General features: G+C 66.9%; 10 protein-coding genes. 1 reads left to right on the plus strand and 9 read right to left on the minus strand.

The features are described from left to right. Positions 1–51: 51 nt before the first annotated feature. The 6 genes from ahcY to G9Q41_RS07510 form a co-directional block, all read right to left on the minus strand. Positions 52–1,515 (minus strand): adenosylhomocysteinase, encoded by a 1,464-nt coding sequence (ahcY, locus tag G9Q41_RS07485; protein ID WP_092521907.1) that lies wholly within the window; start codon positions 1,513–1,515, stop codon positions 52–54. Positions 1,516–1,574: 59 nt separating this feature from the next. Beyond that, on the minus strand, positions 1,575–5,180 hold the full coding sequence (gene metH / locus G9Q41_RS07490; RefSeq protein WP_165632200.1) for a methionine synthase: 3,606 nt from the start codon (positions 5,178–5,180) through the stop codon (positions 1,575–1,577). Between the two features lie 20 nt (positions 5,181–5,200). Next, positions 5,201–6,175, minus strand: a complete 975-nt coding sequence (locus tag G9Q41_RS07495) for a carbohydrate kinase family protein (RefSeq protein ID WP_092521909.1) — start codon at positions 6,173–6,175, stop codon at positions 5,201–5,203. 148 nt (positions 6,176–6,323) lie between these two features. Beyond that, positions 6,324–7,517, minus strand: coding sequence for a methionine adenosyltransferase (gene metK / locus G9Q41_RS07500; protein ID WP_092521910.1), 1,194 nt, complete (start codon positions 7,515–7,517; stop codon positions 6,324–6,326). A 66-nt stretch (positions 7,518–7,583) separates the two neighbouring features. Then, positions 7,584–9,281, minus strand: a complete 1,698-nt coding sequence (locus G9Q41_RS07505; protein ID WP_092521911.1) for a class I SAM-dependent methyltransferase — start codon at positions 9,279–9,281, stop codon at positions 7,584–7,586. 836 nt (positions 9,282–10,117) lie between these two features. Beyond that, entirely contained in the window at positions 10,118–11,869 is a 1,752-nt protein-coding gene (locus tag G9Q41_RS07510) for an AMP-binding protein (RefSeq protein WP_207630791.1), read from the minus strand. A 260-nt stretch (positions 11,870–12,129) separates the two neighbouring features. On the opposite strand from G9Q41_RS07510, the gene G9Q41_RS07515 reads away from it, so the two are divergent. Continuing rightward, positions 12,130–12,966 carry an alpha/beta hydrolase gene (locus G9Q41_RS07515; protein ID WP_165632201.1) on the plus strand — a complete coding sequence of 279 codons (837 nt, stop codon included), beginning with the start codon at positions 12,130–12,132 and terminating at the stop codon, positions 12,964–12,966. Between the two features lie 28 nt (positions 12,967–12,994). Here the strand turns inward: G9Q41_RS07515 and G9Q41_RS07520 are convergent, their stop codons facing one another. From G9Q41_RS07520 to G9Q41_RS07530, 3 genes are all read right to left on the minus strand, one after another. Further along, complete coding sequence (locus tag G9Q41_RS07520) at positions 12,995–13,636, minus strand: response regulator transcription factor (RefSeq protein WP_092521913.1); 642 nt, start codon at positions 13,634–13,636, stop codon at positions 12,995–12,997. A 244-nt stretch (positions 13,637–13,880) separates the two neighbouring features. Further along, on the minus strand, positions 13,881–15,095 hold the full coding sequence (locus G9Q41_RS07525; protein WP_165632202.1) for a glycosyltransferase family 4 protein: 1,215 nt from the start codon (positions 15,093–15,095) through the stop codon (positions 13,881–13,883). Beyond that, positions 15,092–15,787, minus strand: coding sequence for a response regulator transcription factor (locus tag G9Q41_RS07530; protein WP_165632203.1), 696 nt, complete (start codon positions 15,785–15,787; stop codon positions 15,092–15,094). Before G9Q41_RS07530 ends, G9Q41_RS07525 begins: the two co-directional genes overlap by 4 nt. Positions 15,788–15,818: the final 31 nt, after the last annotated feature.

Below are 15,818 nucleotides of genomic sequence, written 5' to 3' on the forward strand. Positions count from 1 at the left end.
CCACGATCAGCGGTGGCCACCCACGTCACGCTCTTTCGCGCGGGAACCGGATCAGTAGCGGTAGTGCTCCGGCTTGTACGGCCCCTCGACGTCCACACCGATGTACTCGGCCTGAGCCTTGGTCATCTTGGTGAGGTTGACGCCGAGCGCGTCGAGATGCAGCCGGGCGACCTTCTCGTCGAGGTGCTTGGGCAGCATGTAGACGTCGCGGTCGTACTCGTCGGTCTTGTTGAACAGCTCGATCTGGGCGATCGTCTGGTTGGTGAACGAGTTCGACATCACGAAGCTGGGGTGGCCGGTGGCGTTGCCCAGGTTGAGCAGCCTGCCCTCGGACAGCACGATGATCGCGTGCCCGTCGGTGAAGGTGAACTCGTGCACCTGCGGCTTGATCTCGGTCTTCTTGATGCCGGGAGTCTTCTCCAGGCCGGCCATGTCGATCTCGTTGTCGAAGTGGCCGATGTTGCCCACGATGGCGTTGTGCTTCATCCGCTTCATGTGGTCAGCGGTGATCACGTCGAAGTTGCCCGTGGTCGTGATGAAGATGTCGGCGGTCTCGACGACCTCGTCCATCGTCTTGACCTCGTAGCCCTCCATCGCGGCCTGGAGCGCGCAGATCGGGTCGATCTCGGTGACGATGACCCGGGCGCCCTGCCCGCGCAGCGACTCGGCCGAGCCCTTGCCGACGTCACCGAAGCCGCACACGACCGCGACCTTGCCGCCGATGAGCACATCGGTGGCGCGGTTGATGCCGTCGACCAGCGAGTGGCGGCAACCGTACTTGTTGTCGAACTTCGACTTGGTCACCGAGTCGTTGACGTTGATCGCCGGGAACAGCAGGTCACCGGACTTGACCAGCTCGTAGAGCTTGTGCACGCCGGTGGTGGTCTCCTCGGTGACGCCCTTGATCTCCTTGGCCGCCTTGGTGAAGCGCTGCTTGTCGCCCGCGAGGCTCTCGCGCAGCACCGACAGCACGACCTTGAACTCGTCCGGGTCGTCCTCGGTGGGCTGCGGGACGGCACCGGCCGTCTCGAACTCGACGCCCTTCTGGACCAGCATGGTGGCGTCGCCGCCGTCGTCCAGGATCATGTTCGGGCCCTGGTTGTTGGAGAAGCCCTGGAACAGCTGGTTGGTGCACCACCAGTACTCCTCCAGCGTCTCGCCCTTCCAGGCGAACACCGGGACACCGGTGGGGTTCTCCGGGGTGCCGTTCGGACCGACCACCACCGCGGCGGCGGCCTCGTCCTGGGTGGAGAAGATGTTGCAGGAAACCCAGCGCACCTCGGCGCCGAGCTCAACGAGAGTCTCGATCAGCACCGCGGTCTGCACGGTCATGTGCAGCGAGCCCGCGATACGCGCGCCCTTCAGCGGCTTGCTGTCCGCGTACTCCCGGCGAGTCGCCATCAGGCCCGGCATCTCGTGCTCGGCCAGACGGATCTGGTGACGGCCGGACTCGGCCAGCTTGGGATCCGCGATGGCGAACTCGATGCCGCCTGCCTTCTGCAACTTCGGGCTCATGATTTCCCTTCCTAGTTTCCTCTATCGGGCAGCTTTTCGGCCAGTATCGCCTGCGCCGCTCAGGTGTTGAAGTACTTGGCCTCGGGATGGTGGGCCACGATCGCGTCCGTGGACTGCTCCGGATGCAGCTGGAACTCCTCCGAGAGCTCGACCCCGATGTTCTCCGCACCGAGGAGGTCGACGATCTTGGAGCGGTCCTCCAGGTCCGGGCAGGCACCGTAGCCGAGCGAGAAGCGGGCGCCCCGGTAACCGAGCTTGAAGAACTCCTCGACGTTGTCCGGGTCCTCGGAGGCGACCGACTCGCCGGAGGACCACTGCAGCTCGCTGCGGATGCGGCGGTGCCAGTACTCGGCCATCGCCTCGGTGAGCTGCACACCGAGCCCGTGGATCTCCAGGTAGTCCCGGTAGGCGTTGGAGGTGAACAGCTCGTTGGCGTAGTCGGCGATGGGTTGCCCCATCGTGACCAGCTGCAGCGGGAGCACGTCGACCTGCCCGGTTGCTTCCGCCTTCTCCCGCGAGCGGTAGAAGTCGGCCAGGCACAGCCTGCGGTCGCGCTTCTGCCGCGGGAAGTTGAAGCGGTGGCGCTCCGGGGCGTCCGGGGCGTCCTTGTCCAGCACGATCAGATCGTTGCCCTCGGACACGCAGGGGAAGTAGCCGTAGACCAGGGCGGCGTGCTGCAGGATGCCCTTGGTGGCCAGTTCGTCCATCCACGCACGCAGCCGCGGACGTCCGTCGCTTTCCACGAGCTCCTCGTAGCTCGGCCCCTGGCCCTTCTTGGCGCCACGCAGCCCCCACTGTCCGAAGAACGTGGCCCGCTCGTCGAGCAGCGCGAGGTACTCGTTGCTGGACAGCCCCTTGACTACCTTGGGGCCCCAGAACGGTGGGGTCGGAACCGGCACGTCCGGGTCGACGTCGGAACGAACGCTGTCGTCCCGCTCGTCGGGCTCCGGCCCCTGCTCGGCCTTGCGCTTCTCGGCGATCCGGTTGGAACGCTCGCGCCTGGCCTTGCGCTCGGCCTTCTTCGCCTTCTCGGCCTCGTCCTCCTCCGGGGCCTCGCCGCGCTTGGACTGCATGACGCGGTCCATGAGCTTGAGTCCCTCGAAGGCGTCCTTGGCGTAACGCACGTCGCCCTCGTACATCTCGTCGAGGTCGTTCTCGACGAAGGACCTGGTGAGGGCGGCGCCACCGAGCAGCACCGGGTACTTCTCGGCCAGTCCCCTGGAGTTCATCTCCCCCAGGTTCTCCTTCATGATCACCGTGGACTTGACCAGCAGCCCGGACATGCCGATCGCGTCGACGTCGTTCTTCTCGGCCTCTTCGAGAATGGTGTTGATCGGCTGCTTGATGCCGATGTTGACCACGTCGTAGCCGTTGTTGGACACGATGATGTCGACCAGGTTCTTGCCGATGTCGTGCACATCGCCCTTGACCGTGGCCAACAGCAACTTGCCCTTGCCGCCGGAGTCGTCCTTGTCCATGTGCGGCTCGAGGTAGGCCACAGCGGTCTTCATGGCCTCGGCCGCCTGCAGCACGAACGGCAGCTGCATCTGGCCGGCACCGAAGAGATCACCGACGACCTTCATCCCCGCCAGCAGGGTGTCGTTGACGATCTCGAGCGGCTTCTTCTCCTGCATCGCCTCGTCGAGATCGGCGTTGAGACCGTTCATCTCGCCGTCGATGATGCGCTGCTGCAGCCGCTCGAACAGCGGCATCGCGGCGAGCTCCTCGGCCTTGGAGGCACCGCTGGACTCCGCCGACTTGCCCTCGAACAGCGACATGAGCTTCTGCAGCGGATCGTAGGCCGGCTCGGTCTCGGTCGCCTCGGTGCGCCGGTCGTAGACGAGGTCCAGGGCGACCTGGCGGGCCTCCTCGTCGATCCTGTTCATCGGCAGGATCTTGGAGGCGTGCAGGATCGCGCTGTCCAGCCCGGCCTCGCGGCACTCGTTGAGGAAGACCGAGTTGAGCACCTGCCGGGCCGCTGCGTTGAGCCCGAAGGAGACGTTCGACAGCCCCAGCGTGGTCTGCACCTCGGGGTGCCGCCGCTTGAGCTCCCGGATCGCGTTGATCGTCTCGATGGCGTCCTTGCGGACCTCCTCCTGGCCCGTGGTGATCGGGAAGACCAGGGTGTCGATGATGATCGCGGACTTGTCGAGACCCCAGTTGTTGGTGAGGTCGTCGACGAGCCGCTCGGCCACCCGCAGCTTCCACTCGGCGTTGCGGGCCTGGCCGTCCTCGTCGATGCAGGTGCAGACCACGGTGGCGCCGTGCTCGACGGCCATCTTCATGACCTGGTCGTAGCGCCCGCCCTCTTCGGTGCCGTCCTCGTAGTTGATCGAGTTGATCGCGCACCGACCACCGAGGTGCTCCAGGCCGACCTCGATCACCGCGGGCTCGGTGGAGTCGACCATGACCGGCAGTGTGGAGGAGGTGGCCAGTCGCGAGGCCAGCTCCCGCATGTCGTGGGTGCCGTCCCGACCCACGTAGTCCACGCACAGGTCGAGCATGTGCGCGCCCTCGCGGGTCTGCCCCTTGGCGATCTCGATGCAGTCGTCGTAGCGCTGCTCGACCATCGCCTCGCGGAACGCCTTGGAACCGTTGGCGTTGGTGCGCTCGCCGACGTTGAAGATCGAGGCTTCCTGCTCGAAGGGGATCGCCTGGTACATCGACGAGACCGAGGGCACCACCTCCGGCTCGCGCGGAGTCGGGGTGATCCCGCTGACCGCCTCGGCGACCTGGCGCACGTGCTCGCCGGTCACACCGCAGCAACCGCCGACGAGGCGGGCACCGTAGTTGTTGACGAAGTCGACCAGCGCCTCGGACAGCTCGTGGGGCTGCAGCGGGTAGACGGCGCCGTTCGGCCCCAGCTCGGGCAGGCCCGCGTTCGGCATCACCGAGATCGGAACGGTCGCGTGGTCGGCCAGCACCCGCAGGTGCTCGGTCATCTCGGCCGGGCCGGTCGCACAGTTCATCCCGATCATGTCGATGCCGAGCGGCTCCAGCGCCGTCAACGCCGCACCGATCTCGGAGCCGACCAGCATCGTGCCGGTCTGCTCGACCGTGACGTGGGCGATGATCGGGACCCACTTCTGCTGCTGCTCCATCGCCCGCTTGGCGGCGATGATCGAGGCCTTGGTCTGCAGCAGGTCCTGCGAGGTCTCCACCAGGATCACGTCGACGCCGCCGTCGAGCATGCCCAGCACCTGCTCGTGGTAGGCGTCCCGCAGATCGGCGTACGGCGCGTGTCCGAGGGTGGGGAGCTTGGTCCCCGGTCCCATCGACCCCAGTATGAAGCGTGGCTTCTCCGGGGTGGAGTACTCGTCGCAGCACTCCCGCGCCAGCGCCACGCCCTTCTCGGCGAGGTCCCGGATGCGGTCCTCGATCCCGTACTCGCCGAGGTTCGGCAGGTTGCAGCCGAACGTGTTCGACTCGATGGCGTCCGAACCGTTCTCCAGGAAGCCCCGGTAGACAGACCGAACGATGTCGGGGCGCGTTTCGTTGAGGATCTCGTTGCAACCCTCGAGGTTGTTGAAGTCCTCCAGGGTCAGATCGTGCTCCTGCAACGCCGTACCCATGCCGCCGTCCCCGACGAGCACGCGTTCGGCGATGGCCGTGAGGAACCCACTCGGGTCGTTGTCCCGACGGCCCGATTCTTCCTGTGTCGTCATCACGCTGCCTTCCGAACGCTTCAGCGAAGCACGGACTCGATTTCACCCGCGGCCTGGTTGCCGTAAGCCTCGGCGAACCTGGACACGAACGAGCCCTTCTCCACTTCGTATTCCTGGGGACCGTCGGTCTCCAGGGACGTGGTCGCGAGGGTGCAGCCGAGCTGGATGGAGCGCTCCAGCCCCAGCCCGTTCGACAGCCCGGCGAGGAAGCCCGCGCGCAGCGCGTCGCCGACACCCGTCGGGTCACCGACCTGCTTCGGCTTCACCGGGGCGATCTCGATCGTCTTCGCCGAGGCGGACTCGATGCGCACACCGTTCTCGCCCAGCGAAGTGACCCACATGCCGACCTGCTGCAGCACCTCGGCGTGCGAGAGCCCGGTGGTCTGCAGCAGCAGGCTGTGCTCGTACTCGTTGGTGAACAGGTACTTGGCACCCTCCACCAGCTTACGGATCTGCGGGCCGTCCATGCGGGCGAGCTGCTGGCCCGGATCAGCCAGGAACTCGTAGCCGCGGTCGCGGCACTCCTGACTGTGCCGCAGCATCGCCTCGGGGTCGTTCGCCGAGACGACCACGAGATCCAGGCCGCCCACGCGGTCGGAGATCGGCTTGAGCTCGATCTCGCGCGCCTCGGACATGGCGCCCGGGTAGAACGAGGCGATCTGGTTCTGCGTCTCGTCCGTGGTGCACGTGAAGCGGGCCGTGTGGGCCGTCTTCGAGGTGTGCACCGTGCTGGTGTCCACGCCGTGGCGCTCCAACCAGGTGCGGTACTCGGCGAAGTCCTCGCCGACAGCGCCGACCAACAGCGACTTCACGCCGAGTTGGCCGAGACCGAACGTGATGTTGCCCGCGACACCACCACGACGGACTTCCAGCTCGTCCACGAGGAACGACAGCGAGACCTGGTCGAGCCGGTCCGCGATGAGCTGGTCGGCGATCTTGCCGGGAAAGGACATCAAATGGTCGGTGGCGATCGAGCCGGTCACCGCAATTTGCACTGCGAAACTCCTTCACCAAGGCCGATGTCGGTGGCCCGCCACCGGCCGGCGGTCATCTGGGGTGAGCGAACCTGGTACTGCTCGCCACGCCGCGGGGCGCGGGAGGCCCGCGCCCCGCGGCGTCGACGATACGTCGCGTGGTCGGCCGTCAGAGGCCCGCGGCGTTCTTCAGCGCCTCGACGCGGTTGGTGCGTTCCCAGGGCAGGTCCACATCCGTACGCCCGAAGTGCCCGTAGGCCGCCGTCGGCGTGTAAATCGGCCGCAGCAGATCCAGATCACGGATCAACGCCGCCGGACGCAGATCGAACACCTCGTTGATCGCCGCCTGAATCTTGACCGGATCCACGTTCTCCGTACCGAAGGTCTCCACGAACAGACCCACCGGAGCCGCCTTGCCGATCGCGTACGCCGTCTGCACCTCGATCCGGCTCGCCAAGCCCGCGGCCACCGCGTTCTTGGCCACCCACCGAGTCGCGTACGCCGCCGAGCGGTCCACCTTCGACGGGTCCTTGCCCGAGAACGCGCCACCACCGTGCCGCGCCATACCACCGTAAGTGTCCACGATGATCTTGCGACCCGTCAGACCGCAGTCACCCATCGGACCACCCGTGACGAACCGACCCGTCGGATTCACCAGCAGACGCAGGTCCGTGGTGTCCAGGCCGACCCGCTCGATCTCCGGGTTGATGACGTGCTCGCGGACGTCGGGGGCCAACATCGCGTCCAGGTCGATGTCGTTGGCGTGCTGCGTGGAGAGCACGGCGGTGTCCAGCCGGACCGGCTGGTCGCCCGCGTACTCGACCGTCACCTGGGTCTTGCCGTCGGCACGCAGGTAGGGCAGCACGCCCTCGGTGCGCACCCTGGTCAGCCTGCGCGACATGCGGTGCGCCAGGGCGATCGGCAGCGGCATGAGCTCGTCGGTCTCGTTGGTGGCGTAACCGAACATCAGACCCTGGTCACCGGCACCCTGGCTGGCGATCTCGTCGATAGCACCCTCGACGCGGGACTCGTGCGCCGAGTCCACGCCCTGGCCGATGTCCGGCGACTGCGCGTCGATGGAGACGTTGATGCCGCAGGAGTCTCCGTCGAAGCCCTTGGCCGAGTTGTCGTAGCCGATCTCGAGGACCTTCTGCCGCACGATCGCGGGCAGGTCGACGTCGGCCTCGGTGGTGACCTCGCCGGCCAGGTGCACCTGCCCGGTGGTGATCATGGTCTCCATGGCCACGCGGGAGCGGGGGTCCTGAGCCAGCATCGCGTCCAGGATCGCGTCGCTGATCGAGTCGGCCATCTTGTCCGGGTGGCCCTCGGTCACGGACTCACTGGTGAACAACCTGCGGTTCATCTCAGTCACGGCTGATCTTCACCTCACTGCTTACTGCTTCGGATCGTTCTTCGTACGCGACGGCTGTCATGCCCTGGCGTGGATGATGCCCCAGGCCAGGCTCCCGCCATTGCCGGCCTGCACCCAGTTGCGCAGCCCGGTCTTCATATGAGTCCGGTACTCCTCGCCGATGAAGTCGGCGAGCTCGTTCTCCCGGCTCTCCAACACTTCCAGAACCCGGCCGTAGTGGACGGGCAGGTACTCGCTGAGGTCGTCGAACTCGATGTTCTGCAACCCGAGACGAGTCAGCTCCTTCCGGTAGAAACCGGGCGAGCCGAGCGAGTCCAGGTGCAGCCTGTCCAGGATGGGACCGAGCTCGTTCTTCTTCGCCGAGTCGGACGCCATCGGATCGGTGAACAGCACCGAACCCTTCGGTTTGAGGACCCGGGTCACCTCTTCCATGACCCTGCCGCGGTCACCGCTGTGGAGGAAGGAGTCCTGCGACCAGACCACGTCGAACGCGTTGTCCTGGTAGGGGAGATCCTCGAAGGAACCGTCGGTCACCTCGATGAGGTGCTCGAGTCCCTCCGCACGAGTGATCTCGCGGTTGCGCTGGTTCTCCACCTCGCTGAGGTTGAGGCAGGTGACGTGGCACCCGTAGGTCCTGGCCAGGTACCGCGCGGCTCCGCCGTAGCCGGCACCGAGGTCCAGCACCCTCGTTTCGGGGGTGATGTCCACCTTGCCCGCCATCCGCTGAACAGTGCGCTCGCTGGCGGTGGCGATGTCCTCCTGCGGTGTCTGGTACAGCCCGACGTGGATGTCGTTGCCGCCCCAGACGTGGTAGTAGAAGTTGTCCGCGTCCTCGGAGTTGTAGTAGTCCCGCGCGGTGTGCACCGCATTCGAGTACATGTCGACGAACTCGTCCTCGGTGCGGTAGCTCTTCTCCGCGACGTGGATGTAGAAGTCGGGCTCGTCTTCTCCGTAAGTTTCCTGGAAATCACCGTAGGTGTCAATCCTCTGGAAACCGACCTCACGCATGAGCCGCCGCATGTAGTCTTTCCGCAGCGGATACATGTTCAGGAAGAATTCGGACTTGTCCGGGAAGGTGTACTTGAACCTGGCCAGTCCGTCATCGATGTGGTCGGGCTCCGCGGAAACGTCCTCACCGGCGTAGTAATACGTGTGCTTGCTGGAGAAGCCGTTGTCAAGAATGGAGTCGTAGTTCCGCTGGTCGATGATCAGGACACCGTCGTGCTTGAGCATCGCGTAGAACTCCGCCAGCGCCTTGCGACGGTCCCGCTCCGAGAACAGGTGGGTGAAGGAGTTGCCCAGGCAGATGATCGCGTCGTATTCGCCGTGCACGTCACGGTTGAGCCAGCGCCAGTCCGCGTTGACCACACGCAGAATGTGACCGTTGTAGGCCAGTCCGTTACTGAAGGCCTTGGCCAGCATCTGCGGGCTGCCGTCCGCGCTGACGGTCTCAAACCCCTCCTCGAGCAACCGGACCGAGTGAAAGCCGGTCCCGGCCGCCGCGTCCAGCACGGTCTCGACACCGCGTGCGCGCAATTGGTCGATGAAGAAGCTGCCCTCGCTCTCGTAGCGCTTCTTCCAATCGATCAGATCGTCCCACTTGTCGACAAAACCACCGACGTACTCATGCGTGTAGTGATCAGTGTCGCGTACTTCCAACGGATTGTCGCCGAACGTCTGCTGCTCGCGGTGCACCGGGTCCTGGTCGTCCCCTGCCTGGTCACCACGGGCAATGTCGTCCACGCTCTTGGTCATACTCAGCTCCCACTCGCGTTGGTCAAGCGCCACTGCATCGCTCGGAACCGCGGCGAATTCGCCGCCCCGAGCTTTCACGGGCGCGCCGGGTCACCTCACACAAGGGGCACGCCGGACCGATGCGGGCAGCCGACTGAGGGGCCGCGCGCTGGCATCGATCAGCACACTCGGTCGGCACCTTTGCCGTCCGATCCCGACGCAGATTCCGTACGCCGAGAACCCAACTTAGGCGCATTCACGAAAAATGCAACAGCAAATAGCTGTGACCCTAATCATAAAAATGGGACCATCACCTGATTCGAGTAGCTACCCAGGGTGAAAAAATCCGCTCTCACCTGGAATGATTCACTCATTCACTTCCCCGGGTTACGATCCGGCAAAGGCAATCTCCTGATGGTTGTCGTACAATGCGCGTGCGCAGCGCATACCACAGGCGACACGCCGGGTGCAAGCGTACGATTCGATGAATCACGCCCCCGGAGCGGGAGTTCGCGCCCTATTCTTTATTCGCCGCTGTCCGTTCCATCGTCGGCGGGAGCTCGGATGTTACACTCGAACCCCGATGACGGTGAGACACCCCACCCTCGATCGCGAGGTCCGACTTCCGCGCAGGTCACGGCACATCCAATACGGCCGCGGAGCACGACTCCGCCCGCGCGACCCCTGAGGAATTTTTCGGACGCCCCACGGCTTCCCCATTTCTACCTTTTAATTGTCGACAATCCGCACAATTGATTGTGCTGGATTCGTTCGTGAATACTCGCGGGCCACGCGGGAGGCGCCCCGGCACCGTTCCCCGCGTCGCGGCGAGCCGGAGCGGGGAACGGTGGCCGGCCTCACCTCTTCAACTCGGGGAAGTCCTCTTCTCCGAACTCGACCCCCGGAGTGCGTTCCCCCTCCTCGAGACGGTCCAGCTCCCGCGAGCGCAGCTCCACGCGCCGAATCTTGCCCGAGATCGTCTTCGGCAGCTCGTCGAACTGCAGCCTGCGGATCCGCTTGTAGGCGGCCAGCTGCTCACGTGCGTAGCGCAACACGCTCAGGGCCGTGTCCCTGTCGCCCACGCAGCCCGCCGCCAGCACGACGTAGGCCTTCGGAACGGCCAGGCGTATCGGGTCGGGAGCGGGCACCACGGCGGCCTCGGCCACGGCCGGGTGCTGCAGGAGCACGCTTTCCAGCTCGAAGGGCGAGATCCGGTAGTCCGAAGACTTGAACACGTCGTCGGTGCGTCCGACGTAGGTGATGTAGCCGTCCTCGTCCACGCTCCCCACGTCACCCGTGTGGTAGTAGCCGTCGCGCATCACCTCGGCCGTTTGCTCCGCGTCGGAGTAGCCGCTCATCAACCCCACGGGAGGCGGGGCCAGCGCCAGGCAGATCTCCCCCTCCGTGGTGCGCTCCCCGGTCTCCGGATCCACCAGGGCCACGTCGAAACCGGGAAGGGGCCTGCCCATGGACCCCTCCTTCACCGGCATTCCGGGAGTGTTCGCGACCTGCACGCTGCTCTCGGTCTGCCCGAAGCCGTCCCGGATCGTCACCGACCACTTCCGGGCGACCTGCTCGATCACCTCGGGGTTGAGGGGTTCGCCCGCGCTGACGACGCTTCGCGGAGGCCGGCTCAGCCGTCCGAGGTCGGACTGGACCAGCATCCTCCAGACGGTCGGCGGGGCGCAGAAGCTCGTCACTCCGCAGCGGGACATCTCGTCGAGCAACCGCTCGGGGGCGAAGCGCTCGTAACCGTGCACGAACACGGTCGCCTCGGCGTTGAACGGGGCGAACACGCAACTCCAGGCGTGCTTCGCCCACCCCGGGGAGGAGATGTTGAGATGCACGTCCCCCGGCTGCAGCCCCAGCCAGTACATCGTGCTGAGATGCCCGACCGGGTAGGACACGTGGGTGTGCTCGACCAGCTTGGGCAACGCGGTGGTCCCCGAGGTGAAGTACAGCAGCAGCGGGTCGTCCGCGCGGGTGATCCCTTCCGGGGCGAACCGCTCGTCGGCCCCCGCGCTGTCGGCGTAGTTCACCCACCCGCTCGTCTCCTCGCCGACGGCTATCCGCGTGTAGTCGCCCTCGACCTCGGCGAACTTGGCGACGTGCTCGGCACCGGTCACCACGTGGTTCGCCCGACCGCGCTCCACCCGGTCCCGCAGCTCGGCAGGCCCAAGCAGCGGTGTGGCGGGGATGGTCACCACGCCGAGCTTCATGGCGGCCAGCAGGGTCTCCCAGAGCTCCGCCCTGTTGTCGAGCATGAGTATCAACCGGTCCCCGCGCACGGCTCCCAGCTCGCGCAACCAGTTCGCCACCCGGTTGGAACGCTTCGTCAGCTCGGCGTAGGACACCTTCTCCTCCCCGCCGTCCGGGCGTGTGATCCACAGCGCCGGACGATCGGTACGCCGCCCTATGGTGTCGAACCAGTCCAGGGCCCAGTTGAACCGCTCGAACCCGGGCCAGCGGAAGCCGGCGTGCGCCGCCTCGTGATCCGTCCTGTTCCGCAGCAGGAAGTCCCGCGCCCGGCGGAACTGCTCGGTGGCCGTGTCGTCGTGGTTCTCCTCTCCCCCGACGCCTGCGGCCCCGAAAGCGGTGGCCTCGACCATTCCCAAACCACTCTCCACAGTCGAAAACTTTTCCGCACCGGACCGTGCGGCGGACCTCACAAGTTAACCGCGTCGTCCGTCCGGAGCCACACCGCTCCACCCGCGGGGAGCCCCGCGCGAACAGCGCTCCAAGAACCTGCTCCCCGCGGTTCCCGAGCAGGGAATCGTCCGCCCGCGAGCCCCTGCAACGACAACACGATCCGGCTGCCCGTCGAGCGCACTGCTGGATCCGCGGCGGCTCGTCCGCGTAAGGTGAGTGTGTGTCCGATCATGTCACGATCCCCACCGCCGCGGGAAAGTTCGACGCTCTCGAGGCAGGACCCCCGAGCGAACACGGCGTGTTGCTGCTGCACGGCTTCCCCGAGTCGGGGCTGCAGTGGCAGCGGCAGCTCGGTGCCCTGGCGCAAGCCGGCTATCACGCGATCGCTCCGGACCAGCGGGGCTACTCGCCCGGGGTGCGTCCGGAAGCCGTCACCGAGTACCGGATGGAGAAGCTCATCGGTGACGTCCTGGCCGTCGCGGACCAAGTGGGCTGGGACCGCTTCGACCTGGTCGGCCACGACTGGGGATCCGCGGTGGCCTGGTCGGTGGCGGGGGCGGTTCCGGAGCGGGTGAGCACGCTGTCCGCCCTGTCGATCCCCCATCCGGAGGCTTTCGGGCAGGCGCTCGCGCACGATCCGGACCAGCAGCGCAGATCGGCCTACATGCGTCTCTTCCGCTCCGAGGACGCCGAGCGCACGCTGCTGGACGAGGACGCGGCCCGGATCCGCGAGCTGTTCGAGGACAGGGTCCCCGCCGAGCACGTGACGGCGTACCTGGAGAGAATGCGCGCACCCGGTGCGCTCACGGCGGCGCTGAACTGGTACCGGGCCGTGCGGCACAGCGGCGCGGTGGGCAGGATCACCGTGCCCACCCTCTACGTGTGGAGCACCGAGGACAGCGCCGTGGGCGCGCGGGCGGCGGAAGCGACCGCCGACTACGTCGCGGGCGAGTACAGGTTCGAGGTCCTGGACGGTGTCTCGCACTGGATGGCGGAGGAGGCTCCCGAACGGGTCAACGAACTGCTGCTTTCCCACATCGGGGGTCACCGGAGGTGATTCCGAGATCCCATCGATCGCCGAGCTGTCAGGTCCCGTCCACCAGGCTGTGGCGCACGGCGAGGCTGACCGCCTCCAGCCGCGAGTGCACCCCCATCTTGGTCAGCAATCCCTGCACGTGAGTCCGCACCGTCGCGTCGGAGACCCCCAGGTCCCTGGCCATGGTCTTCGTGTGCGCGCCGTTGACCAACAACCGCAGGCACTCCCGTTCCCGAGGCGTGAGCTCCTCGAGCAGTGCCTCGTCACCGAAGGCCACCCCGTCCGCGTTGCGCTCCATCGCCAGCGCGGGCAACCGGGTCACCGGTTCGCCGGCCGAGACCTTGCGAACCGCCTCCACCAGGGCGGTCAGCCCGCACATCTTGTTGACGTAGCCCGCTGCCCCCGTGCGCATCGCGCGGCGGATCGCCGCGGTCTCGCGGTCAGCCGTGAGCAGCACCAAGCGCATCCGCGGGCCGCCCGCCCTCATGACCTCGTCCAACGAGTCCAGCACGTCTCCGTCGACGAAGAACCTGTCCAACAGGCACACATCGGGGCGGTTCCCCCGCACCATCTCCACCGTTCCCTCGATGGTGTCCGCCGTGCCCACCACTTCGATACCGCGCTGCGGCAGCACGGTCGTCAACGCGTCCACGAAAACCGTGTGGTCGTCCCCGAGAACCAGTCGAGCCATCGCTTACCCCCTCAGCGCCGTGGACCACGTTCCACGGGGCGGCCAGACACCGCGCACGGTGGAGCGGATCCTCGCCGAATCCACCAGCGGGCCGCACCGGGTGTGTTCCGGCACGACAGGCGGACCTCCGTCCCCGGAGCGCCGAGCCGATCATCCGCGCGTCGGTGGGTCCGCACCGGCCTCGTTGAATTCGATGCCCCAGTTGTACCTGTTCACGAAGCGCCATGCACTTTACGTTACTTTTTCACTTCGCATCGTGTTCGGCTCTGTCGTCCACATAGGCCTCCTCCAGGGCCCGGACGAGCGTGTCGATGTCGAAGCGCTCGTCGATCCGCTTCCTGCCCGCTGCCCCCATCGTCGCGCGCTCGGCGGGGGAGTCCAACAGCCTCGCCAACGCCGCGGCCAGCAGGTCCGGGCGTTCGGGCGGGACGAGCAACCCCGTGGTCCCCGCCGTCACCAGATCGGGGACGGCGTTCACGTCCGTGGCCACCACGGGGAGACCGCATCGCATCGCTTCGGCCAGGGCCAGCGGGAGCCCTTCGTACCTGCTCGGCAGCACGAACACGTCGAAGGCGGGCAGCAGGTCCGGAACATTCGGACAGTCCCCCAGCAGAGTGAAGTTCCCGGCGAGTTCGCTCTCGACCAGCCTGGACACCGGCGCACGTCGGTCCCCGTCTCCCACCCAGACGCCGCTGACGTCCTCGCGTCCCAGCAGGGCCAGCGCCGTGATCAAGTCCTCAGGGGACTTCTGGTACGTCAGCCTGCCCACCGCCCCGACCAGCAGGCGGTCCTCGGAGACCCCCAGAGCGCGGCGGGCGCCCCGTCTGGACACCGGATCGGCGGGTGCGACGGCCCGGGAAACGGGAACACCGGTGGTGCGCACCCTGTCCCGTCCGACCAGGTCACGTCGGAGGGCCTCCGCGGTCACTCCGGAACCGACGCACAGGGCCACATCGGTGATCCCCCCGAGAGCGCGTTCGATGAGCACGTAACTCCCCCGGCGAAACGCGCTCTGGAAGGAGTGGAACGGGAAACCGTGGTAGGTGTGCACCACGCGCCGCGTGCCCGACCACCACGCGGCCACCCGTCCCACGGCCCCCGCCTTGGCCGTGTGGGTGTGCACGACGTCGAACCCGCACCGCGCGAACAGCGCGCGGAGACGCCACAGCGCCACCAGGTCGTGCCGGGGACGGACTGGCTTGCACAGTGCCGGTTCGATCACCACCGGTACACCCGCCTCGCGCGCCTGTTCCACCAGTTCCCCGCCACCACCGGTGACTATGGTGACCGGACAGCGCCGCTCGACGAGGGCCACCGCCGAGCGCAGCGCCACGATCCCGGCACCGCCCTCCAGGCGGGTGATCACCGCGGCGACGCCGTTCTCCGGTGCGGCGCTCCGCCGTCGAGCGCGTTTCGACCTCCGCCCGGGGGCTCCCCGAACGAGACGTCCACCGCTCATACCGGATCCCCGCCGGCGATCCCCTGAACGGGCTTCGGCTTCGCGGCGGTGTCGGCCACGGAGCGGGCCAACGTCACTGCCTCCAGCTGACTGTGCACGTTCAACTTGCCCAGGATGCTGCGCGTGTGCGTGCGCACGGTCTGCACCGAGATGAACAGCTCCTCCGCGATCCGCCACGCGCGCTTTCCCGCGACCATGCCTGCCAGCACGTCGCGCTCCCTGGAGCTGAGCACGTCCAGCGGCCCGTCGCCGGCGGCCGCGCTGCGGACGTCCTCGCGCAGCGAACGCAGCACCATCCCCAGCACCTCGGGGGGATACCACCCCTCCCCGCGGGACGCGCCGCGGATCACCGTCACCAGCTCGGCGATCCCCCGTTCCTTGGGCACCCAGGCGATCACGCCCGCGCGCGCCGCCTCCACGGCCAGCGCGGGCCGCGACTGCGAAGCCAGTACCACCAGGGAGCTCGCGGGAGAGGTCTCGCTCAGGAAGCGCAGCACCTCGGATGCTCGGGCGCCGAACGGAGCGACGTCGATCATTATCACGTCCGGGCGTGTCGCGGCCGCCTTGTCCGGAAGGTCGACTTGGGCCGGATCGGCGCTACCGGCCACCCACAGGTCCGGCACGGTGGACAGACACTGCCCGAGTGCCTCGACGAACATCCGTTGTTCGTCCAACAGCAACAGGCGCAGCATTCTCTCGCCCCCAGGAAGGCTCAACACCCGC

This window comes from Actinopolyspora sp. BKK2 (assembly GCF_011291845.1).
Classification (GTDB): Bacteria; Actinomycetota; Actinomycetes; order Mycobacteriales; family Pseudonocardiaceae; genus Actinopolyspora; species Actinopolyspora saharensis.

Excerpts from the sequence above, each read along its gene's own strand:
- metK (WP_092521910.1), bottom strand. The coding sequence starts at position 7,517 with ATGAACCGCAGGTTGTTCACCAGTGAGTCCGTGACCGAGGGCCACCCG.
- ahcY (WP_092521907.1), bottom strand. The coding sequence starts at position 1,515 with ATGAGCCCGAAGTTGCAGAAGGCAGGCGGCATCGAGTTCGCCATCGCG.
- metH (WP_165632200.1), bottom strand. The coding sequence starts at position 5,180 with ATGACGACACAGGAAGAATCGGGCCGTCGGGACAACGACCCGAGTGGG.
- G9Q41_RS07530 (WP_165632203.1), bottom strand. The coding sequence starts at position 15,787 with ATGCTGCGCCTGTTGCTGTTGGACGAACAACGGATGTTCGTCGAGGCA.
- G9Q41_RS07525 (WP_165632202.1), bottom strand. The coding sequence starts at position 15,095 with ATGAGCGGTGGACGTCTCGTTCGGGGAGCCCCCGGGCGGAGGTCGAAA.
- G9Q41_RS07510 (WP_207630791.1), bottom strand. The coding sequence starts at position 11,869 with ATGGTCGAGGCCACCGCTTTCGGGGCCGCAGGCGTCGGGGGAGAGGAG.
- G9Q41_RS07505 (WP_092521911.1), bottom strand. The coding sequence starts at position 9,281 with ATGACCAAGAGCGTGGACGACATTGCCCGTGGTGACCAGGCAGGGGAC.
- G9Q41_RS07520 (WP_092521913.1), bottom strand. The coding sequence starts at position 13,636 with ATGGCTCGACTGGTTCTCGGGGACGACCACACGGTTTTCGTGGACGCG.